Annotated in this window: 19 protein-coding genes and 1 pseudogene; 11 read left to right on the top strand and 9 right to left on the bottom strand. The window is 71.6% G+C overall.

Features of this window, described 5'->3' with window-relative positions:
* The first annotated feature begins 27 nt into the window (after positions 1-27).
* Entirely contained in the window at positions 28-888 is an 861-nt protein-coding gene (locus QBL25_RS02680) for an SGNH/GDSL hydrolase family protein (protein WP_409055324.1), read from the top strand.
* 13 nt (positions 889-901) lie between these two features.
* On the opposite strand, the gene QBL25_RS02685 is transcribed toward QBL25_RS02680, so the two are convergent.
* On the bottom strand, positions 902-1,477 hold the full coding sequence (locus tag QBL25_RS02685; RefSeq protein ID WP_409055325.1) for a hypothetical protein: 576 nt from the start codon (positions 1,475-1,477) through the stop codon (positions 902-904).
* 1,226 nt (positions 1,478-2,703) lie between these two features.
* Between QBL25_RS02685 and QBL25_RS02690 the strand changes: the two genes are divergently transcribed.
* The 8 genes and pseudogenes from QBL25_RS02690 to QBL25_RS02725 all read left to right on the top strand — a co-directional run bounded on the left by QBL25_RS02690 (position 2,704) and on the right by QBL25_RS02725 (position 14,152).
* Complete coding sequence (locus QBL25_RS02690) at positions 2,704-6,723, top strand: amino acid adenylation domain-containing protein (RefSeq protein WP_409055326.1); 4,020 nt, start codon at positions 2,704-2,706, stop codon at positions 6,721-6,723.
* A 13-nt stretch (positions 6,724-6,736) separates the two neighbouring features.
* Complete coding sequence (gene epsC, locus QBL25_RS02695; protein ID WP_409055327.1) at positions 6,737-7,345, top strand: serine O-acetyltransferase EpsC; 609 nt, start codon at positions 6,737-6,739, stop codon at positions 7,343-7,345.
* 84 nt (positions 7,346-7,429) lie between these two features.
* Positions 7,430-8,317, top strand: a pseudogene (locus QBL25_RS02700) (acetyl-CoA carboxylase biotin carboxylase subunit family protein); the annotation flags it as partial.
* 111 nt (positions 8,318-8,428) lie between these two features.
* A complete protein-coding gene (locus tag QBL25_RS02705; RefSeq protein ID WP_409062525.1) occupies positions 8,429-9,670 on the top strand; it encodes a cysteine synthase in 1,242 nt (413 codons plus the stop codon).
* A complete protein-coding gene (locus QBL25_RS02710; RefSeq protein ID WP_409055328.1) occupies positions 9,667-11,064 on the top strand; it encodes an ATP-grasp domain-containing protein in 1,398 nt (465 codons plus the stop codon). Before QBL25_RS02705 ends, QBL25_RS02710 begins: the two co-directional genes overlap by 4 nt.
* Positions 11,061-12,338, top strand: coding sequence for an ATP-grasp domain-containing protein (locus QBL25_RS02715; protein ID WP_409055329.1), 1,278 nt, complete (start codon positions 11,061-11,063; stop codon positions 12,336-12,338). The genes QBL25_RS02710 and QBL25_RS02715 overlap by 4 nt, the downstream gene beginning before the upstream one ends.
* Before the next feature lie 8 nt (positions 12,339-12,346).
* Entirely contained in the window at positions 12,347-13,612 is a 1,266-nt protein-coding gene (locus tag QBL25_RS02720) for an MFS transporter (protein WP_409055330.1), read from the top strand.
* A gap of 87 nt (positions 13,613-13,699) precedes the next feature.
* Positions 13,700-14,152 carry a cupin domain-containing protein gene (locus QBL25_RS02725; RefSeq protein WP_365853761.1) on the top strand — a complete coding sequence of 151 codons (453 nt, stop codon included), beginning with the start codon at positions 13,700-13,702 and terminating at the stop codon, positions 14,150-14,152.
* A 154-nt stretch (positions 14,153-14,306) separates the two neighbouring features.
* Here the strand turns inward: QBL25_RS02725 and QBL25_RS02730 are convergent, their stop codons facing one another.
* The 3 genes from QBL25_RS02730 to QBL25_RS02740 all read right to left on the bottom strand — a co-directional run bounded on the left by QBL25_RS02730 (position 14,307) and on the right by QBL25_RS02740 (position 16,015).
* Positions 14,307-14,786, bottom strand: a complete 480-nt coding sequence (locus QBL25_RS02730; RefSeq protein ID WP_409062526.1) for a nucleoside deaminase — start codon at positions 14,784-14,786, stop codon at positions 14,307-14,309.
* Positions 14,787-14,876: 90 nt separating this feature from the next.
* Positions 14,877-15,713, bottom strand: a complete 837-nt coding sequence (locus QBL25_RS02735; protein WP_409055331.1) for an LLM class flavin-dependent oxidoreductase — start codon at positions 15,711-15,713, stop codon at positions 14,877-14,879.
* A gap of 50 nt (positions 15,714-15,763) precedes the next feature.
* Positions 15,764-16,015 (bottom strand): DUF3253 domain-containing protein, encoded by a 252-nt coding sequence (locus QBL25_RS02740; RefSeq protein ID WP_409062527.1) that lies wholly within the window; start codon positions 16,013-16,015, stop codon positions 15,764-15,766.
* Positions 16,016-16,172: 157 nt separating this feature from the next.
* Here QBL25_RS02740 and QBL25_RS02745 point away from each other — a divergent pair, with 157 nt between their 5' ends.
* Positions 16,173-16,943: an oxidoreductase gene (locus QBL25_RS02745; RefSeq protein ID WP_409055332.1), complete on the top strand. Its 771-nt coding sequence runs from the start codon at positions 16,173-16,175 to the stop codon at positions 16,941-16,943.
* An 86-nt stretch (positions 16,944-17,029) separates the two neighbouring features.
* Here the strand turns inward: QBL25_RS02745 and QBL25_RS02750 are convergent, their stop codons facing one another.
* From QBL25_RS02750 to QBL25_RS02765, 4 genes are all read right to left on the bottom strand, one after another.
* Positions 17,030-17,926, bottom strand: a complete 897-nt coding sequence (locus QBL25_RS02750) for a LysR family transcriptional regulator (protein ID WP_409055333.1) — start codon at positions 17,924-17,926, stop codon at positions 17,030-17,032.
* 65 nt (positions 17,927-17,991) lie between these two features.
* Positions 17,992-18,501, bottom strand: a complete 510-nt coding sequence (locus QBL25_RS02755) for a hypothetical protein (protein WP_409055334.1) — start codon at positions 18,499-18,501, stop codon at positions 17,992-17,994.
* Between the two features lie 235 nt (positions 18,502-18,736).
* On the bottom strand, positions 18,737-19,927 hold the full coding sequence (locus QBL25_RS02760) for an NADH:flavin oxidoreductase (RefSeq protein WP_409055335.1): 1,191 nt from the start codon (positions 19,925-19,927) through the stop codon (positions 18,737-18,739).
* Positions 19,924-20,754: an SDR family oxidoreductase gene (locus QBL25_RS02765; RefSeq protein WP_409055336.1), complete on the bottom strand. Its 831-nt coding sequence runs from the start codon at positions 20,752-20,754 to the stop codon at positions 19,924-19,926. The genes QBL25_RS02760 and QBL25_RS02765 overlap by 4 nt, the downstream gene beginning before the upstream one ends.
* Positions 20,755-20,907: 153 nt before the next feature.
* Here QBL25_RS02765 and QBL25_RS02770 point away from each other — a divergent pair, with 153 nt between their 5' ends.
* Positions 20,908-21,549: a TetR/AcrR family transcriptional regulator gene (locus QBL25_RS02770; RefSeq protein ID WP_409055337.1), complete on the top strand. Its 642-nt coding sequence runs from the start codon at positions 20,908-20,910 to the stop codon at positions 21,547-21,549.
* A gap of 28 nt (positions 21,550-21,577) precedes the next feature.
* Here QBL25_RS02770 and QBL25_RS02775 read toward each other — a convergent pair whose 3' ends face one another.
* Positions 21,578-22,465 (bottom strand): sigma-70 family RNA polymerase sigma factor, encoded by an 888-nt coding sequence (locus tag QBL25_RS02775; protein ID WP_409055338.1) that lies wholly within the window; start codon positions 22,463-22,465, stop codon positions 21,578-21,580.
* Positions 22,466-22,498: the final 33 nt, after the last annotated feature.

The following is a 22,498-nucleotide window of genomic DNA, read 5'->3' on the forward strand; positions in this document are numbered from 1 at the left end:
ATCCGCACCGCCACGAAAGGGACACCCATGAGAACGCCTCTGCGTACCCTGCTGGTCACCGGCCTGCTCTGCGCCACCGCCCTCGCGGCGCCGCCCGCCGTCGCGGCGGAAGGCGACCGCCTCCACTACGTCGCGCTCGGCGACTCCTTTGCCGCTGCCCCGCTGGTCCGCCCCGCCGATCCCGCCGACCCCAAGTGCGTCCGCTCCCTCGCCGACTACCCGCATGTCGCGGCCGGAGCGCTGGGCGCCACGCTGACCGACGTGAGCTGCTCGGGCGCCACCGCCGACGACTTCACCGCCCCGCAGCACTCCGGCACCGCGCCCCAGTACGACGCGCTGTCCGCCGAGACCGACCTCGTCAGCGTCACCATCGGCGCCAACGACGTGGCCCTGTCCCGCCTGACCGTCGACTGTCTCAACGCGTTGCCGCAGCCCCTGGGCAAGAGCTGTGCGGCGGCCGGCACCGAAGGCGGCACGGACCGGTACGGCACCGCCATCGACACCTGGGCGCCCACGTTCGACGCCGTCCTCGACGCCATCCACCGGCGCGCCCCGAACGCACGGGTGTACGTCGTCGGGTACGGCCAGTACTTCCGCGCCGGGGGCTGCTTCCCCCGCCAGCCCTACTGGGGCCAGGACGCCGACTACATCCAGGCCAAGGTCGACCAGCTCGGCACGGCGCTGCGCACCGCTGCCGCACGCCACGGGGCCACCTTCGTCGACACCGGGGCCCTGGGCGCCGGCCACGACTCCTGCGCCGAACCGGCCGACCGCTACATCGAAGGCGCCCTCTCCGCCCGCGACGCATTCCCGCTGCATCCCACCGCCGCGGGCTCCCGCGCCTATGGCCGGGCGCTGGCCGACGCCGTACGCAGCGGACGGACCTGACCGGCAGGGCTGCTCAGGGGCGCGCCCCTTCCATCTCCGCTCTCAGCTCTTCCATCCGGTCCATCAGCACCCCGAGGACCTGGCGCCGGCAGTCTTCGGCCCCTTCGAAGGTGATGTCGATCCGCCGCAGCAGTTGTGGGTCCACCGCTCCACGGGCCCGCGGGACGTCGTCACGGATGAGGCGCAGCACGCGTCGCACCAGGTCGATGCATTCACGCAGGGCCACGGTTTCCGGTGACGGCCGCTGCCAACCGCGCATCTCCGGAGTGCTGGGGGTGTGGGAGAAGTGCAGCCCGTACATCGCGCAGCGGTCCGCGGCCTTGCGCGTCGCCTGTACCGCGTCACGGAATCCGCTGAGGTCGGCGGGCTCGCCCCGGCCTACCGCCTCCCGTGCCTCGTCGAGGATCAGCAGGAGGTCGCGGGTGGCGACCCGCAGGTCCATCATCCGGTCGAACTCGACTTCGTTGCGCACGCGTTGCTCTTGGCGCCGCACATGGCGGCCGGTGAGCGCGGGGGCCGTGATCGTGGCCGCGCCGCCCAGGACGGCGCCGCCCAGGGCGCCGATGAGTCCATAGATCGCTTCTGACACAGGGGCATCGTGGCGTGCGGCCGGCGCTGGTGTACGGCGTTCGGGCCTCATCCAGCAGATCGGGGCACGGAGGGCGGAGCACGGAGCGTGCAAGAGCCGCCCGATACCCGGTTCGGGCCGAATCTGTACCTGGTTCGGGCCTGCCCGGTACCTGATTCGGGCTGGCTCGATCAGGCGGCCCCAGCCGGTGCGAGGCGGGGAGCGACCGCCCGGCCCTCGGCGGGCCGGGGGCGGGCGAGGGGAGCAGGCCTTGCGCTCCACTGTCCGCCCAACTGCCGCGCCCGACAAGCGAACTGCACGACACACCCTGTTCGGCGAGGTCAGTGGCCCTCTGTCCACCGGTCGGCCCGGTGGGCGGGCCCGGCGCGTACGGTCTGCCCGTGCCACGCCGCCGGACGGCTCCCGCGGTCTCTTGCACCCGCCCGCCTCCCCTCATAGGGCCCCTCCCGGGTCTGGAACGGGTGGGCGCTCTGATGGCCTTTGGGTGAGAGGTGACCGCGGTGAACGATCCCACGCGGCAGGTCAACCCTCATTTTCGGCCAACTGGCCCCTCCTTGCCGGAACCCGGCGCCTGTAAAGCGGGCGCTCCGTTTCGCCAGCAGGCGCGCCCGCGTCGGTCGTCAGGACAGCGCAAAGCGGATGCCGATCGACCGCGCCCACCTCGCGCAGTCAGGCCAACTCCCCTGCTCTGTAACAAAGTTAATGTTTTACAAGGCGTCTTCTCAGGAATTAAGGTGAGCGCCTCAGCAAGAGAGACTCGCCGGTATGGAATTCACGATCAGACCGATGATGCGTTTCGCTCGATCGCATTGATCGCAGACCGGCCAGTCAAAACGGGGGAGAGTGTAAAGGTATGTTCGAGAAGTATTTTGAGGTCGATCGACGCATCGTTCCGCGGTGCTGAGGCCTTCCACACCCTGACGGTGCAGGACGCGCGCAGCCGCGGACCGTCCTTCCATCGCAGGCCACCGCCCACCCGGGCGCCTTCCGGATGAGACGGGACCGCACCCGGTCCCTCGTCGATCCCTTTTCACCTCCAGCCTCCCCGGCTGCTCTCGCACGACGGTCTACGCGCAACGGCCGGCGGTCGATTCCGGCTGCCTATTCAGCATGGCCATTTCCGCCGCGACTTCCACGTGATTGAGCGAATCCATTCCCATGACGCACCCAAAAGTTGACGGATTCTAGGTCAGAGAATGATGACGAACCCCACGGGTCCCAAGGAATTGTCCCTGCCAGACATGCTGTGCGCGGCCGTACACGCCCGACCGGAGCGGACCGCCGTCTCGTGCGGACCGGACAGACTGACGTTCCAGCAGCTCGGTGAGCACAGCGCCACCACGGCGGACCGCCTGCGGCACCTCGGTGCGGCGGCGGACGAACCGGTCGGCATCTTCATGCAGCCTTCCGTCGACCTCATGGTGGGCGTCTGGAGCGTGCTGCGGGCGGGCGCGGCCTACCTGCCGCTGTCGCCCGAGTATCCGGACGAGCGCGTGCGCCACATGATCGCGAACTCCCGCACCAAGGTCATCCTCACGGACGAGTCCCTGGTCACGCGAGTGACCGCGCTGGCGCCCCCGGACACGACGATCCTCACCCTGTCCCGGGCACACACCCACGCCAGGCCCCAGGCCTGTCCGCCCGTGGCGCGCGTACGCGGCGACCACCTCGCGTACGTCATCTACACCTCCGGCAGCACGGGCAATCCGAAAGGCATCGGGATCGAGCACCGCAGCATCGTGCATCAGCTGCGCTGGCTGGCCGACGAGCAAGGTCTCGGGCCGGGGAAGACGGTGCTCCAGAAGACCCCGCTGAGCTTCGACGCCGCCCAGTGGGAAATCCTCGCCCCGGCGTGCGGCGCCGGCGTGGTGATGAGCCAACCAGGCGTCTACGCCGACCCCGGCGGGCTCATCGACCTCATCCAGGCCAACGGCGTGACCACCCTCCAGGGCGTACCGACCCTGCTGCAGGCCCTCGCCGACACCGGCAGGCTGGCCGACTGCACCTCGCTCACCCAGGTCTTCAGCGGCGGCGAGGCCCTCACCAAGAGCCTGGCGATCGAGCTGCTCGACGCGCTGCCGCACGCCGGACTGGTCAACCTGTACGGCCCGAGCGAATGCACCATCAACGCGTCGTCCCACCGCGTGGACCGGACGGCCGTGCACCACGGCCCCGACCACCTCTCCATCGGCCGGCCGGTGCGCGGCACGACCTTCCATGTCCTCGACGCCGCCCGCCGGCCGGTCGTATCCGGCGCATCGGGTGAACTGTACATAGGCGGACCGCAGTTGGCCCGCGGCTACCTGCACAACCCCGAGATGACCGCCGACCGCTTCGTCACGGCCTCGCTCCCCGGCGGTCAGGGCCCCACCCGGCTCTACCGCACCGGCGACCTGGCCCGGTGGAACGACGACGGCACCGTGCAGTTCCTCGGCCGCACCGACAGCCAGGTCAAGCTGCGCGGCTTCCGGGTCGAGCTGGACGAGATCAAGGTGACCGTCGAGAAGCACGACTGGGTCAAGTCCGCCGCCGTCCTGGTCCGCGACGACCCGCGGACCGGCGCCAACCTCGTGGCCTTCGTCGAACTCGACCCCGAACGGGCCGCGCTGATGGACCAGGGCAACCACGGCGCCCACCACCAATCCAAGCAGAGCAGGCTCCAGCTCAAGGCACAGCTGGGCAACCTGGGCACCCGGCAGGACGCAGGGCTGCCCTTCGTCGAGCTGCCCGGACGCACCCCCACGGCCCGCCAGCGGCGCACGGTGTTCGGCCGCAAGACCTACCGGTTCTACGAGGGCGGCCCCGTCACCCGCGACGACGTCCTGGCCCTGCTCGCCCCGCCCGCCCGCCGCTCCTTGGCACCCCGCGACCCGAGCAGCCTCACCCTGGCCGAACTCGGCTCCCTGCTGCGCTACTTCGGCCAATTCCCCAGCGGCGAGCGCCTGCTGCCCAAGTACGGGTACGCCTCGCCCGGCTCCCTGTACGCCACCCAGCTCTACCTGGAGCTGTCCGGCGTCGCCGGCCTGGAAGCGGGCCACTACTACTACCACCCCGTCGAGCACCACCTCACACTGATCCGCCCCGCCCCCGCCGCAGGCCCGCCCGGGCTGCGCCTCCACTTCATCGGGCGCCGCTCGGCCATCGAGCCGGTCTACCAGAACAACATCCAAGAAGTCCTCCGGTTCGAAGCGGGCCACATGCTCGGCCTGTTCGACCAGGTGCTCCCCGAGTACGGGCTGCGCGTCGGCCCCCTCGCGGACAGCCCCGGCGTCAAGGACGTGCTGCGCTGCCCGCAGGAGGACTTCCACCTGGGCACCTACGAGGTGCGGACGGCCACCGACCCGGCCGGACCGCACCCGGTCGAGCTGTACGTCCAGGCTCACCCCGGCCGGATCGCCGATCTCGCCGAGGGCCAATACCGGTACCACGCCGGGGATCTGGTGCGGGTGTCGGACGGTCTGATCCGCAAGCAGGACGTCATCGCGATCAACCAGGAGGTCTACGCCCGGTCGAGCTTCGGGATCAGCATGCTCGGCAGCGCGACCGCACCCTGGCAGCGCTATGTCGACCTGGGCCGGGAGTTGCAGCGCCTCCAGCTGAACGACCTCGGTCTGGGCCTGATGTCCTCGGGCTACAGCTCGCAGACCGGCAACCCCCTGGCCTCGGCCCGCCGCATCGCGGACCTCCTGGGCACCGGCCCGGACACGGCCTCCTACTTCGCCGTGGGCGGCCGGGTCAGCACCGAGCAGCGGCTCAGCGAGGGCATGAAGGAGGACTCCGTGCACATGCGGGGCCCGGCCGAGATCATCAAGGACAACCTCGCCGAATCCCTGCCGCCGTACATGGTGCCCAACCGGGTCACCGTCCTGAACGCCTTTCCGCTGACGCCCAACGGCAAGGTCGACCAGCACGCCCTGCGCGCCCTGGACAAGGCCGCCGTCGACGACGCCGACGCTCCGGTCGTCCCCCCGCGCACGCCCACCGAGGAGGCCATCGCCGCACTGTGGGGCCAGGTGCTGCGCCAGGAGCGGGTGTCGATCCGGGACAACTTCTTCGCCGTCGGCGGCCATTCGCTGACCGCGGTCAACCTGGTCGGCCGGATCAACCGGGAGCTGGGCAGTTCCCTGCCGCTGCAAGTGCTGTTCGACGCCCCGACGGTCGCCGGACTCGCGCGCCTCGTGGACCGCACGCCGGCCACCGCACTGTCGCGGCTGGTGCGGCTGCGCGGCGCCGACGGCGGGCGGCCCGTCTTCTGCTGGCCCGGCCTCGGCGGCTACCCCATGAGCCTGCGCCTGCTGGCCGGGCGGCTGGATCTCGACCGGCCCTTCCTGGGCGTCCAAGCCCACGGCATCAACCCCGGCGAGCGCGCCTACCCGACGTTCGAGGAGATGGTCGCCAAGGACATCGAGCTCATCCGGCAGGTCCAGCCGACCGGCCCCTACACGGTGTGGGGGTACTCCTTCGGCGCGCGGCTGGCCTTCGCGGTGGCCCGCCAGCTCGAAGCCTCCGGAGAGCGCGTCGACGAGGTGCTGCTCCTGGCGCCCGGCAAGCCGCCCGTGGAGGCCGGCGCACACGTGCCCACCGAGGCGACGACGCACTTCACCGATCCCACCTTCGTCTCGATCCTCTACTCCGTGTTCGCCGGGAACATCCGGCGCGCGGCGGTCGCCGAATGCCTGGCATCGACGCACGACGAGGAATCCTTCATTCGCTTCGTCTGCGGCCGGTTCGAGCACCTGGACCGCGAACTGGTCCGCAGGATCGTCGGCGTGGTGCGCCAGACCTTCCTGTTCGAGTACGCCCCGCACCAGCAAGCCGGCCGCCGGGTCACGGCACCGGTCACGGTGTTGCGGGCCGCGGGCGACCAGGACTCCTTCATCGAACACGGCCACGCCCTGACGAGCGCGCCGCCCCGGACCAAACGGCTGCGGGGCGATCACTACGCACTGCTGCGTGCGCACGGGGTGGACGAACTCGTCGCCGCCGTGCGGGCCGCACGACTCACCCGAAAGGTCATTCCCGTGCCCCACGTCAACATCAAGCACTTCCCGAACAACCTCGAGGAGACCCAGATATCGACCCTGGTGGACGCGATCACCAGCGCGGTCAGGACCGCCTTCTCGGTCGACGAAGGCGTCGTCTCCATCGCCCTGGAACCGGTGGCCCAGGACGTGTGGAACGAGCGGGTCTACATCCCGGAGATCGTCGAAGACCCCGGCCATCTCGTCAAGAGTCCCGACTACTGAGGCGGAGGACCGCATGCGCAAGACAGTCACCAGGATGCGGCAGGACCTCGCCATGATCGTGGCCCGGGACCCGTCGATCCGCACCCGCGCCGAAGCGCTGCTGCATCCCGCCCTGCCGGCCCTGTGGGCCCACCGCACGGCACACGTCCTCTACACCCGAGGGCACCGCCACCTCGCGCGACTCATCGCCTACGGGGCGCGCGCGGCGACCGGCGGCATCGAGATCCACCCCGGTGCGCGGCTCGGCCGGCGCGTGTTCATCGACCACGGGGCCGCGGTCGTCATCGGGGAGACCGCCGAGATCGGCGACGACGTCACGATCTACCACCAGGTCACGCTGGGCGCGGTCGGCTGGTGGCGCGACGCACGGCGCGAGCCCGGCGCACGGCGGCACCCGGTCGTCGGCGACCGCGTGGTGCTCGGCACCAACGCGCTCGTGCTCGGCCCGGTCACCGTCGGCGACGACGCACTGATCGGCGCCGGCTCCCTGGTCCTGGGCGACGTGCCGCCCCGGGCCCGGGTGACGGCCCCCGCGGCCACCACCGTCGTACCGCTGTCGGACGCGGAACGCGCGGAGTCCGAGCAGCTGCTGCGCACCCTGGCCACCGCCGGGTGCTGGTGAGCGCCCACCGTCCTGCCCGCAAACCGTCCCCACCCTTTTTCTCTCGACGCCCGGCCATGCGCCGGCACGCCAACGGAGGCACAGATGATTCACGTCGGAGTCCTGGAGAGCAATCTCTCCGGTTCCGGCTTCGAGGGCCTGCAGATCATCAAGGAACTCGACTGCCGCGTCACCTTCTTCACCCGCGACCTGGAGCGCTACCTCGCGGTCCCGGGCGGCCCGGACTACTTCGACCGCTACGTCGACGACATCGTCCGGTGCGAGACCAACGTCTTCGACGAACTTTTGCCGCACGTCCACGCGGCCGGCGCCGAGCACCCCTTCGACGCCTTCCTCACCCTGGCCGAGTACGACGTGGTCGTGGCCGCCGAGGTCGCCGTCCACCTCGGCCTGCCCACCGTCAGCGTCGACGGCGTGGCCACCGCACGCAACAAAGCGCTGATGCGCCGCCGCTGCGCCGAACGCGGCGTACCGATACCGGCGTTCCGCACGGTGCTCACCCCCGACGAGGCGGCCACGGCCGCGACCGAGATCGGCCTGCCCTGCGTGGTGAAGCCCGCCGACGAGACCAGCAGCGCCGACGTGCGCCTGGTCGACACCTCGCAACAGGCCGCCGAGCACGTCGCCCTGATCCGCTCCCGCGCACAGAACACCCGAGGCCAGGCCCGCCACCACGAGCTGATGGTCGAGGAGTACCTCACCGGCCCCGAGGTCAGCGTGGAGGTGCTGGCCGACGGCGACCGATACGAGGTGTTCGGCGTGACCGACAAGTCGGTCGTGGGCCTGGGCTACTTCGTCGAACTGGCCCACACCTTCCCCTCCGCTCTGCCCGAGCCCCTCGTGACCGCCTGCGGCGAGCTGGCCGTCCAGGCGCTGCGCGCGGTCGGGTTCGACCTGGGCATGGCCCACGTCGAGGTCAAGGTGACCTCCTCGGGCCCCCGCCTCATCGAGATCAACCCCCGGCCCGCCGGCGGGAAGATCACCCACCTGGTCGACCGGGCGCTCGGCGTCAAGTCCCTGGAGCTGGTGGCCCGTCAGTACCTCGGCCAGCCGCTGCCGGTGCCCGCACTGCCGCCCCGGCCGGTGGCCGGGGCCGCCATCCGCTATCTGACCGCGCAGCCCGGCCGGGTGGTGTCGGTCACCGGCCGGCAGCGGGCCGCCGCGCTGCCCGGCGTCGAAGAGGTCGTCGTCAAACCCACGCCGGGCGCCGTGGTGCGGGAGTTGCGCCGCAACGGCGACCGCGCCGGGCACGTGCTCGTGGTGGCCGAGACCGCGCAGCTGGCGGCGCGCACCGCGGAGGCCGCCGTCCAGGAGATCGCCATCCGCACCGAGCCGGTCTCCCGGCGCCCGGTGGCCGCCTCCCTGGTCGACCTGATCGGCAACACCCCGCTGCTGAGGCTGCCGATGGACCGCATCGTGGAGGGCGCCCCGGCCGACGCCGACGTGCTGGCAAAACTGGAGCTGTTCAACCCCTGGTCCAGCAGCAAGGACCGGGCCGCCCTGGCGATGCTGCGCGGCGCCGAGGAGCGGGGCCTGCTCGCCCCGGGCTCGGGCACCGTGATCGAGGCGACCTCGGGCAACACCGGGATCTCGCTGGCCGCGCTGGCGGCACACCGCGGTTACGGCTGCGTCATCGTGCTGCCGGACAACGCGACCCGGGAGCGCGTGGCGATGCTGCGCTCGCTGGGCGCCGAAGTGGTGACCACCCCGCACTCCGGCGGCTACCGGGCGGCGGTCGACAAGGCCGAGGAACTCCACCGGCAGACCCCCGGATCGTGGTTCTGCCGCCAGCACGAAAATCCCGACAACACACGGGCGCACTACGAGACGACCGGCCCCGAGATCTGGAAGGACGCCGACGGACGAATCGACGTGTTCGTCTGCGGCGTGGGCACCGGCGGTACGCTCAGTGGCGCGGGGCGGTATCTGCGCGAGAGCCACCCCGCGGTGCGGATCGTGGCGGTGGAGCCCGCGGGATCGCCGCTGCTGTCCGGCGGTAGGCCAGGCACGCACGGCATCCCGGGCTTCAACGGCGGCTTCATCGCGTCGACCACGCAACAGAGCCTCATCGACGAGGTGATCACGGTGTCCGACGCGGATGCCATGGACACCACCCGGCGGCTCGCGGTGCACGCCGGGCTGATGGCCGGTGTCTCGGGCGGCGCGGTCGTCCACGCCTCCGGCGTCCTGGCCGCCCGCCCCCAGTACCGGGGCCGGCGCATCGTGACCCTCCTGCCCGACACCGGCGAGCGGTATCTGAGCCTGCTCGGCCGCGAGGCCGCCCCGGCGCCCGCGACGGCGACCGTCCCTGGCGGTGCGCGATGACGGCGCCCGCGCCCCGGGCGCTCCTGGCCGACGACCGGCCGCGCCTGCTGATGGTCATGCCCTACCGCCAGTTCGTGCGCAAGGCACGGGCCGCCGGGTTCTGGGTCGGCGCGATCTGGGATCCGCGACTGGAGACACCGGACTACCTCTCCGACGTACGGGACTTGGCGGACCTGTTCGTGACGGCCGACTTCAGCGACCGGGACCTGCTGCGCCGCACCATCGGATCGGTGGCCCGGCAGCACCACGCCTCGGTGATCTATCACATCGGCCGGGAGGAGACGATGGTCCTCGCCCACGAGGTGGCCGAGTCCCTGCACGCCGAGGTCAACTCCGCCGCGGCGATCGGCTTCCTCGCCGACAAGCACGCGATGCGCGACCTGCTCGCCCGGCACGATGTGTCCCCGGTCTCCTTCGCCGCGGCTCCGACGCGGCAGGACGTGCCGGGCGCGGTCCGGCGGATCGGCACCCCGGCCGTCGTCAAACCGGTCGCGCTCGCCGGCAGCCGGGGCGTGTTCCTGTGGCAGGAGCCGGGAGACCTGACGGCCTGGACGGCACTCGTCGACACCTACGGCTATGACGGTCCCTTCCTCGTGGAGGAGTATCTGCGCGGTCCCGAGTACAGCGTGGAGACACTCAGCCACGAGGGCGACCACCAAGTCGTCGGCATCACCGAGAAGTTGCTGGGGCCACCGCCGCTGTTCGTGGAGGTGGGACACGTCCACCCGGCGCCCCTGCCCCCCGAGCGCCGGCGTGCCGTCGAGGAGCTGACCGTCCGTTTCCTCACCGTGTGCGGATACCGCTCCGGCCCCGCGCACACCGAGGTGATCTGGACGGCCCGCGGCCCGCGCATCGTCGAGTCACAGGCCCGCCTCGGCGGCGACCGGATACCCCGGCTCGTCGAACTGGCCTGCGGCCTCGACATCGAACAGGCGATCTTCACCGGCCTGGCGGGCACACCGGCCGACGTGCCCGCACCGACGGCGACGGCAGCCGTCCGGTTCTTCACCTTCCCGCCCGGCCGGCTCGACGCGATCCGCGGCCTGGAAAGGGCCCGCCGGCTGCCCTACGTCGACGAGCTGGCCCTGCGGCCGCGCCCCGGCGACCGGGTGCGGGAAGTCCGCGACTCCAAGGGCCGCCACGGGCACGTCATCGTCTCGGGCGCCACGCCCGCCCAAGCGCGCAGCCGGTGCGCCGAGGTCCTGGCCACCATCGAGCTGGTCATCGACGGGACGCCCGTACGGGCCGACGGGCTGGCCCTGGAGCGTCCGACACCCCCACGCGCGCCGTCACCCGGCGCGCCCCCGCACCCCTCGACCCATCCGAACCTGCCCACCCGCAGAAAGGCAACGACCGTGCAGGGCTCCGCCTCACCCGCCAGGAGGTCGTCATGACCCACCAGGAGGTGGCCATGACCACCCACCGCACCGACGCGCAGGTGGTGTTCGTCGGCTACAACGCGGCCTACTTACGGGCCATCGACGGGAGTGTGCCCGACGGGTCCGTCGTGGTGCTCGAAGAGCCCGACATCATCCGCAAGCGGGACCTGCGGGACGCGGCAGGACGCTTCGGCTGCCTGGAGCGCATCGTGCCCACGAGCTACCAGCAGTCGGCCGGCGCCCTCGATCTGGCCGCCGAACTGGAGGCCCGGCGCCCGGTCGTCGCGGTCGTGCCCGGACTGGAGTACGCGGTGCCCGCGGCGGCCGCGCTCGCCGAGAAACTCGGCCTGCCGGGCGCGACCGAACACGCCGCGCAGGCCCTGCGGGACAAGGCCCGGCTGCGCGAGGTGTGCGACGCCGCCGGTGTCCGCGGCCCGCGCTGGCGCGAGGTGTACGGGCCCGAGGACATCCTCGACTTCGCGGGCGACGGCCCCGTGGTGGTCAAGCCGGCCAACCGGCAGGCCAGCGTCGGCGTACAGCTCCTCGACTCGGTCGACGCCGCGTCGGCGGCGCGGGCCTGGGAGCGCACCTCGTCCGCCGACGAGTACGAGCAGGTACCCGACCGCGCCCTGACGTGGCGCTTCTTGGCCGAGGAACGCCTGCGCGGACCCGAGTACAGCGTCGAGGCGCTGGTGCGGGACGGCGAGATCATCTTCCATAACGTCACGGCCAAAACCGTGATTCCGGGGCCCTACCCGGTGGAGCTGGGTCATCTGCTGCCCGCTCCGCTGGACCGGGCCACGCAGACCGCGTTCGAGACCGCGATGCGCGCGCTCATCGGGGCGACCGGCTACCGCACCGGCATCCTGCACGCCGAGTGGATCCTGACCGACTCCGGCCCCGCCCTGGTGGAATGCGCGGGACGCTGCCCCGGCGACTACTTGATCGACCTCAACGACCTGGCCTACGGCACCCGGATCAGGCTGGCCCTGATCGACCTGCTGGCCGGGCGCCCGGTCACCCTGCCGCGCTCCGCGCGCGCGGTAGCCGCGATCCGCTTCCTGGCCGCCGAGCCGGGCACCGTCACGAAGGTCGCCGGGACGCACGCGGCACGGGCCCTGCCCGGTGTCCGGGACGTGGAGGTCGACGTCGAGGCCGGCCAGGAGGTCTTGCCGTGGACGTCCTCCTGGGACCGTGCCGGGCACGTCATCGCGACCGGCCCTGACGCGGCATCCGCGCGGCGACGCGCCCTGGACGCCGAGGCCACCGTCCGGATCACCACGGAATGAGGAAGCAGATGTCTGGACTCTGGCAGCGCGCCCGCGGGTGGCCCCGGTCCATCCCCGGCGGACGGGTCGGCATGCGGCTGTCGGTGATGGCGATGATCGACGCCGTCGGCACCGGTGCCTTCCTGGCCGTCTCCGTGCCCTTCATCACCCGGTCCGTCCATCTGTCGGTGGGCGAACTGAGCCTGGGCCTGACCCTGTCGGCCGCGATCGCGCTGGCCACGGCGGTGCCGATCGGCGTTCTCGCCGACCGGATCGGCCCGAAGAAGGTCCTGGTCGGGGTGAGCCTGTGGCGCTGCGCCTGCTTCGTCCTCTACCCGTTCGTCCAGAACCTGTGGCAGTTCCTGACGGTGGTGTGCCTGCTCGGCCTGGTCGACAAGGCGGCGGCACCGATGGAACAGGCCTTGGTCGGACAGGTGACGGCGACCGACGACCGGGTCCGGGTGGTCGCGGTCCTGCGGTCGCTGCGCAACGTCGGCTTCACCGTCGGCGCCCTGCTCGGCGGTGTCGGGCTGCTGATCGACACCCGGGCCGGCTACGGCGCCATCCTGCTGCTCAACGCCGCCTCGTTCGCCATACTCGCGCTCTTGGCCCACCGGCTGCCGGTGCTCAGCAAGCCGGCGAAGAGCCTGCGGCGCCGCTTCTCCGTCGACGCCCTGCGCGACAAACCGTTCCTGTCGTTCACCGGCATCAACGCCATCCTCACCATGCACATGACCCTGCTGAGCATCGGCGTCCCGCTGTGGATCGTCGAGCACACCAAAGTCCCCGCGGCGGTCATCTCACCGCTGGTGGCGGTCAACACCGTGCTCGCGGTCACCTTGCAGGTGCGCGCGAGCCGGGGCACCGAGACCATCGCCGGCTCGGCGCGGGCCCTGGTGCGGGCCGGGGTCTCCCTCGCGGTCTGCTGCCTGCTGCTCGTCGCCGCGCCGAAGCCGCCCGTCGTCATGGCCGTCGGCGTGCTGCTCCTCGCCATGGTCGCGCTGACCGCCGGCGAGCTGTTCCAGTCCGCGGGCGGCTGGGGCGGGTCGTATCTGCTCGCGGCGCCCGGACAGGAGGGCGTCTACCTCTCGGTCTTCTGGCTCGGGGTCGCCGTCCAGCAGATCGCGGCACCTCTCGTCGTCGGCCTGGTCATCACGGCCGGCAGCACCGGATGGGCCGTCCTGGCCGCGCTGTTCGCCCTCTGCGGTCTCGCGGCACCGGCGATCGGCCGGTGGGCGCAGGCCCAGGCGGACAGCAGGCCGCGGCAGGACCCGGCCCTGGCCGAGGCCACGTGATCACCTCCGCCCGCCGGCCCGAGGGATGGGCCGGCGGCCCGCACGTCACCACACCGCACGACACGAACACCACTCCAGGAGGAAAGAATGTCCGTACCGCTGTACGTCCCCGCCGGTGAAGGCGAATACGTCGACATCCGGGACACGAAGAGGACCTATCTGAAGCTCACCACCCCCGACTCCAACGGGGAATTCGGCTTCTTCGAGCACCACATGGCACCGGAGGCCAAGGGCGCGTCCCCGCACATCCACAAGCAGTCCACCGAGATGTTCTACGTGGTCAAGGGCGAGATCGAGTTCACCATCGGCGACCGCAAGGTGGTGGGTGAGCCGGGCGCGTTCGCCTACATTCCCAAGGGTGAGCCGCACGGCTTCACGAACCGGGGAACCGAGGACGCCACCCTGCTGATCATGTTCTACCCGATCTACGACCGCGAGGACTACTTCCGCGGCCTGGGTCGTCTCACGGCGGGCGGCCGCAACCCCAGCATGGAAGAGCTGCGCGAACACATGGCGAAGTACGACCAGTTCATGGTCTGACACGGCATGCCGTCGCAGGCCCTGCCGCCACACGGTCCGATCCGCTCGGCCACATCACACGCACAGGTACGGGAACACGCCGGGGCCCGGCAGCGCACCAGCTGCCGGGCCCCGGAACCGTCCGTACCCGTGCGGGTCGCCTTGTGGCCCGCCGTCAGTCGCCCGCGCTCTCGCCCGTACGCAGGCGCCACTGCAACGCCCTGACTTCAGCGGCGAGTTCGGGCACCGGTCCGGCCACGTCCAGGCCGGGCACGACGTCCTGGATGGTCAGCGGACTCAGCGGCGAGGTGAGGGGAACGCCCCACTCGGCCTTCCACTCCCGGGCCTGCCGGGACGAACTCGCGTACACGATGCGCCCCAGACCGACCCACCCGTGCGCGGCCGCGCACATCGGGCAGTGCTCACCCGAGGTGTACACGATCGCCGTGGCCCGTTCCTCGGGGGCCATGTTCGCCGCGGCCCACTGGGCGAGCGCCAGCTCCGGGTGCGCCGTGGGGTCTTTGGCGGTGGTCTCGCGGTTGCGGTCCTCGGCCCTGACCCGGCCGTCGGCGTCCACGAGCACCGAACCGAACGGCAGATCACCCGCGTCGAGCGCCTCGGCCGCCAGCTCCACGCAGCGCCGCAGATGCACCAGATCGGTGTCGGTGACGGACGCGGCAGGGGACGCGTCGGTCCCCGGAGGGTCGTCGTGATCGTGAGGTGCCACGGTTGCTCCCTTTCTCGGCTAGGCCCGGTGTGCGGCCACGGTGGCCAGCGCCTGCCAGGCCGGCTCGGGCCGCAGGGTCTCGTTCGGATCCCCGTGGTACGGGTCGAGCAGCACGGTGTCGGCCCCGGCCAGGCGCAGTTCCTCGACGTCTTCGAGGAACTGCTCGATGGTTCCTTCTCCGGCCCGGCGCTCCGGGTGGTCCACCGGCTTTTCCGTGAGCGCCAGGCGGATCCGCGGCGCCAAGCCGGGCAGGGGCCGCTCCAGCTGGGCGGCGATGGCCTTCAGCCGGACCAGCGCGTCCCTGAACCAGGGCATCGTGAACCGCAGCGGATGCCAGGGGGCCTGGAACCGCACGGCCCGGCGCATGGCCGCGTCGCTGTTCCCACCGATCCAGAGCGGGACCTGGCCGGATCGGTAGTCGGCTTCGTCGTCCCAGGCGGCGCGCAGCGTCCGCAGATGCTCGTCGGTCAGCGCGCCACGCCGTTCGAAGGGCACGCCGAGGGCCGCGAACTCCTCCCGGGCCCAGCCGACGCCCACCCCGAGCACCAGTCGGCCGCCGCTGAGCTCGTGCAGGTTGGCGGCCATGCGGGCGACGAGAAGGGGGTGGCGGTAGGGGGTGATGAGGACGGTCGTGCCCAGCTTGATCCTGGTCGTGATGCCGGCCATCCAGGCGAGCGTGGTGAAGGGCTCGTAGAAGGGTGCGGGGTACTGCTCGGCCACGTCCGGCGTGATCGCGACGTGGTCGGACATCATCAGCAGATCGAACCCGAGGCCTTCCACGGTCCCGGCCCACCGGCCGAGGTGCTCCGGATGCGCTCCGGGACCGAAGTTGGGGACGTTCACACCCATCCGCATGGGCGCCAGCCTAGCAATGGGCGCCGTCCGCGGCCGCCCAAGGCGGTGGACTAGGTGAGGCGGCGGATGCGGATCGGGCCGCGGGCCGTGGCCGGTTCGACCCGGTGGCCGCCCTGGGTGATCTCCACTTCGCCGGCGGTGACCAGGCGGCGGGCCGCGCGGCGGGCCGGTTCCATCAGCTCGCGCCAGCCGTCGTCGTCCCCTTCGTACACCGCCCGCGCCGCGTCGGACGGGCAGATGGTCGAGGCCGGATCGCGCCGCTCCAGGAGGTCCAGGATGGCTCGCTCCAGGCGCCGGTCCATGGCGCGCTCGCTTTCCGTCACCACGCCAGTTTCGCACATTCCTGGCCATAGGAGTCTCCTATGGCGGCTGCTGCCTTTTCGTCTTTGCCCCGCGCTTCATTCCCTACATACGGTCGACGAGCTGGCAGAGGAATAGGCGAACGAGAAAGTCGGTGGCATGACCACGAACGAGAAAAAGACGGAAACGCGGGACCTCACGGGAAAGCGGGCCCTGGTCACCGGCGGCTCGCGCGGCATCGGGGCGGCCATCGTGCGCCAGCTGCTGGACGCGGGCGCCCAGGTGCTCACGATCGCCCGGTCGGCGAGTGGCGTGACACCGGAGGGGGCCACGTTCGTGGCGGCCGACGTGCGGACGCGGACCGGGGCGGAGGCGCTGGCCGAGGCCGTGGCGGAGGTGCTCGACGGGGTGGACGTCCTGGTCCACAACGCCGGTGGCGCCCAGCCGTACAAGGGGGCGCTGGCCATCCCCGACGAGAAGTGGCAGGACGCGCTGGACCTGAACTTCCTGGCGTCGGTGCGGCTGGACGCGCTGCTGGCGCCGGGGATGCGGGAACGGCGTTCGGGGGTGATCGTGCATGTCTCGTCGGCCGCGGTGCCCACCGTGGCACCGCCGTTCCTGCACTACGTGACGGCGAAGGCGGCGCTGGAGGCTTACAGCCGGGGTCTGGCCGCCGAGCTGGCTCCGTTCGGGGTCCGGGTCAACACCGTGTCGCCGGGCAGGACCGCCACGCCCGGGGGCGAGACGACCCGTGAGCAGTGGGCGCGCCTGGACTCGGGCCCCGGCCAGGACACCACCACTCCCCCGCTGGGACGCGACGGCCTGCCCGATGACATCGCCGACGCGGTGCTGTTCTTGATGTCGGACCGGGCGAGCTGGCTGACCGGCAGCAATCTCGTGGTGGACGGCGGGGAATTCCCCAGGGGCTGAGCAGAGAAATTCCGCAGGTCCGCGGGAATTCGCGCAAGTCCATGGGATCCGCAGGAGTCCGGGGGAAAGCGAAGAGTGGACGTGCGTCAGGAATGCCGCGGAGAGACGGCCGTTTTCGACCAGGTCTCTTTCCGCAGGAGTTCGAGCAGAGTCGTCTCCGCCGGACCGGCACCTTGCCGGAGCACGGCGATGACGGGCTGGGACACGGCCGGGGACACCGGCCGAGCGAGGTGCTCGTGATCGCCGGGCACCGCGGAGGCGGGGACGAGCGTGACTCCGAGGCCCTGGGCGGCCCACCGCACGGCCGTGGCCGTCTGGGAGACGCGGGCGGCCGTGGTCGGGGCCAGTTCACCGCCCCGCAGCACGTCCAGGAGGACGGCGTCGAGCGCGCTGTCGCGGTCGAAGCGCACCCAGGCCTCTCCCGCCAGGTCCCGCAGCTCGACCCGGTCCGCGGCAAGGAGCCGGTGTCCGGCGCCCAGCACCACCACGAACTGTTCGTCGCCGAGGTGGTGGGCGTCGGCGGGGCTCTGCTCGCACTGCGCCATCAGGGCCAAATCCAGCACACCCCTGCGCCCCAGCTGTTCCAGCTCGGCGGAGCTCGGCTCCTCGAAGACGGTGACCTCCAGGCGCGGGAAGCGGCGCCGCAACGCGCCCAGGGCGCTCGGCAGCTGGTGGGTGCCGAAGCCCATCTGCACCGAGACCACCAGCTCGCCGACCAGGTCATCGGCGCCGGCCCGCGCCGTGGCCCGCGCCCGCCGCGAGGCACTCACCGCGACCTCCGCCTCCCGCAGGAACGCGCGCCCGACCACGGTGGGCACCAGGCCGCTCGGCGTACGGGCGAACAGCTGCACGCCCAGTTCCCTCTCCAGGCCCCGGATCTGCTGGGACACCGACGGCTGGGCGACGTGCAACATCTCCGCCGCGGCCGTCACCGAGCCCTGCTCGGCGACGGCCAGGGCGTACTCGTACTGACGAAGACTCATCGAGGACCGTTCATGTGTGCCGTGCGGTTCGTGCTGTCCAGCTTGCCTGGTGCGGCCGGTGAACGTCAGCAGCCGCCGCAGTTGTAGTAGAGGACGTCCCAGTGGTTGCCCTCGTCCGCGTAGATGTTGCCGGAGCCCGACTTGTACTGCGCGGCGCCGTCTCCGCGGGGGCCGATGTACGTGAAGGTGTTCTTCACGTAGTTGGTGACGCAGGTGTTCTTGCCGTAGTCGAGCTTGTATCCGTTCCAGTGCGAGTACGTGCCGCTCGCGTGGCCCGTCTCCGTGCCACCCGTGATGTTCAGGGCGCACCCGCTGGCGCGCTTGAGGGTCTGGGCGCCCTGGGCGGTGGCCAGGTTGAGTTGGTCGAACGACGTGCACGTGGGCCGGTTGCGGTCCGAACAGCCGCCGGAGGACGACCAGGTGATGCCGACGTCGCGGAACATCGAGGTGGCGGTGGCGTGGCTGATCTTGGTGGCGGCGAAGGCGTCGGTGGCCGTGGTCAGGACGCCGAAGCCGGGGGCGATCAGGGCGCCGGTGGTGAGCGCGAGCGCGGTGAGCGCGGAGCCGATGCGCATGGTGGTTCCTTCCTGCTGGTGACCGTGCGGAGGATGGGACGGCTGTGGTGCAGGTGGAGTACAGCGATGGTGCCCGCATCCGCGCGTCGGTGCCAGAGGACAAAGCGGGAGGTGTGGTCGCGTCCGATCGAGCTTCTGGAGGTCCGCACGCTCACCGGTGCGGTGCGTCCTCCGGTGATTCCGCCCGGCTCGTGGTGACCGCTCAGGCGTCGGTCGCCCGGCTCGTGGTGACCGGTCAGACGTCGGTCGCCTCGGCGAGGACGCAGTGCGTGCCGCTGAAGATGGTCGGCATGCACTTGTTGCAGTGCACGCACAAGGAGCGGGTGCCGGGCTCCCGCCGCATGCGGTTGATCAGGTCGGGCTCGCGCAGCAGCGCGCGGGCCATGGCGACGAACTCAAAGCCCTCCGCCATCGCCGCTTCCGCCGTCTCCCGCTGCGCGATGCCGCCGAGCAGCACCAGTGGCAGGCGCAGAGCGGAGCGGAACTGCCGTGCGCTGTCCAGGAGGTAGGCCTCTTGATAGGGGTAACTGCGGATGAACCGTTTGCCGACCATCCGCACGCCCAGGCGCACCAGCGGGTTGCGCATGGCCGCGGCGAACTCCTGGAGCGGGGCATCTCCGCGGAAAAGGTACATCGGGTTCAACAGCGAGCTGCCCGCGGTGAGTTCGAGCGCGTCCACGCTGCCGTCCGCCTCCAGCCACCGGGCGACTTTCAGGCTCTCGTCCAGCCAGAGGCCGCCGGGCACCCCGTCGTCCATGTTCAGCTTGGCCAGGATCGCGACGCGGTCACCGACGGCGTCGCGCACCGCGCGGGCCGCCGCCCGTGCGACCTTGGCGCGGTTCGCGAGACAGCCGCCGTACTCGTCCTTGCGCTTGTTGAGCCTGGGGCTCAGGAACGAGCTGGCGAAGTAGTTGTGGCCCAGGTGGATCTCCACGGCGTCGAAGCCGCTCTCGACGGCCAGCAGCGCCGCTTCGCCGTGCGCCGTGGCGATCCGTGCGATGTCCTGACGGCTCGCCGCCCGGACGCGCGCCAGGGCCTGTGCGCTGACCATCGGCGAGGGGGCGAGCGCGGGCAGGCCGTTGGACGTGCCGTTCGCGACGGGCCCGGCGTGACCCAACTGGGCGGAGGCTGCCGCTCCCTCGTCGTGGACGGCGGCGGTGAGGCGGCGCAGCCCCGCCACCGCCTCGGGTCGCATCCAGATCTGGTGGCGTTCGGTGCGCCCCTCCGGCGCCACGGCACAGTAGGCGACGGTGGTCATCGCCACGCCTCCGGCGGCGTGCCGGCGGTGGAAGGCGATCAGGTCGTCGCCGGCCACGGCACCCTTGGTCATGCCCTCGAAGGTCGCGGCTTTGAGGAAGCGATTGCGTAAGGTCAGCGGCCCCAGCCGGGCGGGTTCGAAGAGGGACCGCCGCACGGTGGGCGTCATGAGCCCTCCAGGGGCGCAGGCTGGGAGTCGGGGCGCATCGCGGCGTCCGTACCGCCGTCGACGTACAGGATCGCGCCGGTGGTGAAGCGCGCTTGGGGGTGCAGGAACTGTTCCACCCAGAAGGCGATGTCCGCCGGTTCGCCGAAGGCCCCCAGAGGCATGGGCGTCGGGAAGGCGTCCGGGTCTCCGTCCGCGTCGGTGCCCGTGGAGCGGGTCATCAACGGCGTCAGGACCGCCCCGGGCGCGATGGCGTTGAGCAGGATGTTCCGGCGGGCCCACTCGGGGGTGACGGCCGTGCGGCGCACCCAGCGGGCGAGCGCCAGTTTCGAGGTGGCGTAGGCGCAGACGCTGGGGCTGGTGGCGAGGGCCCGGTCGGGCAGGGCGTTCCGGGCGGCGACTGCCTGTTTGCGCGCGCCGTCCTCGTCCCCGGCGAGCAGCAGTTCCACGAGTGTGCCGTCGATCAGCGGGACGGTGCTTGCGGAGTTGGAGCTGATCACGACGGCCCGCCCCGCGCCCGAACGCCGCAGCGCCGGGTGCAGTCCGGTCAACAGCTCGACGCAACCGAAGTAGTTGATCGAGGCGACGGCGGCGGGGTCCCGCGTGTCCGGGCCGACTCCGGCGACGGCGGCCACGCCGTCGAGGGTGCCGCCGCAGAGGTCGAGCACCGCACGGATGGCGTGCTGTCTTCCTTCGGGGGCGCCCAGGTCGGCGACGACGTCGGCCGAGCCCACGTCCACCCCGATGACCCGGTTCCCGGCCGCGCGCAGCCGCTCCGCGCTGGCGGCGCCGATGCCCGACGCGGACCCGGTGACGACGACGTTGCCCATGACGATGCTCCTCTGCAGAGGGTTTTGGGCGGGAAGGTCCAGGAAGCCGCTCTCCACCTCAGCTCTGCCCTTCACGCGTCTGCTCCCACTCGTCCCATCGGAATTCAATCAGCGATTGGACGCTGTCGCCAAGAGCTGTGCTGCAATGTGCGCATGAGCCAGCAGTCCGATGCCTCCACCCGGGAGCGGCTTCTCGCCGCGGCCAGGAAACTCTTTCTGGAGCAGGGTCCTGACCGAGTGTCAGTACGCGCCGTCAACGCGGAGGCCGGACTCAACCCGGGGGCGGCGCACTACCACTTCGGATCCCGCGAGGGCCTGATCGCGGCGCTGCTCGAAGAGGAGTTGCGCCCGCTGTGGGTGGACCGGATGGCCGAGCGGCTGCACGTCCCGGACGGGGAGGCATCGGTGCACGAGATGGTGGCCGCCCTGGTCGAACCCTTCGCCGAGCTGGCGCGCAGCAGGGACGGGCGGATGCTCTGCCATCTGCTGGCCCGGGCCACCCTGCCGACGGGCCAACTGCCCAACGTCTCGGCGCAGTTCCTGCCCGCGCCCTTCGAGGTCATGGTCGGCCGGGCACTGCCCGAGCTGTCGGTCCAGGAGGTCACGGAACGCTGCGGCCTGGCGTTCAGCCTCGTCCTGGAAACCTACGGCCGCCCCCTCGCCGGACCTCCCACGGCGGCCTCCCCCTATCCCCGCACGGCGACCGTGATCGCCTTCGTCACCGCCGGACTGACCGCGCCCCCGGTACCGCCACCGCCCCGGCGTGACCGGGGCGGGGCGGGTCAGGCGACGTAGAAGCGCGGCAGCCCGACCGGGTCGTGCGTCAGGCCACCGCCAGTTCCAGCGCCGCAAGGCGGTCCGGTTCCGCGATCACGTCGACGGCGGTGATCAGTCCGCTGTCCGGTGCGACGGTGAAGGCCAGGACCAGGCGCAGGCGGCCCTGCGGGGCCATGGCCAGGCCGAGCGTGCCGTCCAGGAGGGCCGGGCCGGTGAACTGGGCGCGCCCGGTGGCCGCCATGGCGCCCTTGGCGACCGTGTGGGCACCCAGGACGACGACCGGCTCCGGGGTGGGGATCACGGCCGGATCGGCGGTGAGGACCACCTCCGGGTGGAGCAGGGCCACCAGCGCCTCGAAGTCACCGGTGCGGGTCGCGGCGAGGAACGCGGTCACGGCCTGGCGCTGGCGCGAGGAGTCGGGTGCGGCGGGGGTGGTGCCACGGACCCGGCGCCGGGCGCGGCTGGCGAGCTGCCGGGCGGAGGCGGGGGTGCGTTCCAGGATCACGGCGATCTCGTCGAAGGGGATCGCGAAGAGGTCGTGCAGGACGAAAGCCAGGCGTTCGTCGGGGCTGAGCGTGTCGAGCACGACGAGGAGGGCGATGCCCACCGCGTCGGCGGCCTCCACCTCCTGCTCGGGGCTGGGGCGGCCGTCCGGGCGGTCGGTCCCGTGGGCGGTCTGGAGGTCTTCCTCGCGCCGTGTGGCCCGGGAGCGCAGGGCGTTGAGGCAGGTCCGGGTGGCGATGGTGGTGAGCCAGCCGCCCATGTTCACCACCTCGGCCGTGTCGGCGGCGGAGGCCCGCAGCCAGGTCTCCTGCACCGCGTCCTCGGCCTCCGCCAGAGAGCCGAGCATGCGGTAGGCGACCGCGCGCAGGTGCGGACGGTGGGCCTCGAAATCCTCGGCCCCGAGTCTCTTTTCAAGATTCTTTTCGTGCATCTGTCACATCCCCCGGCGGTCGCGTGTCAGAGC

This window comes from Streptomyces sp. SYP-A7185 (assembly GCF_046103685.1).
Lineage (GTDB): Bacteria > Actinomycetota > Actinomycetes > Streptomycetales > Streptomycetaceae > Streptomyces.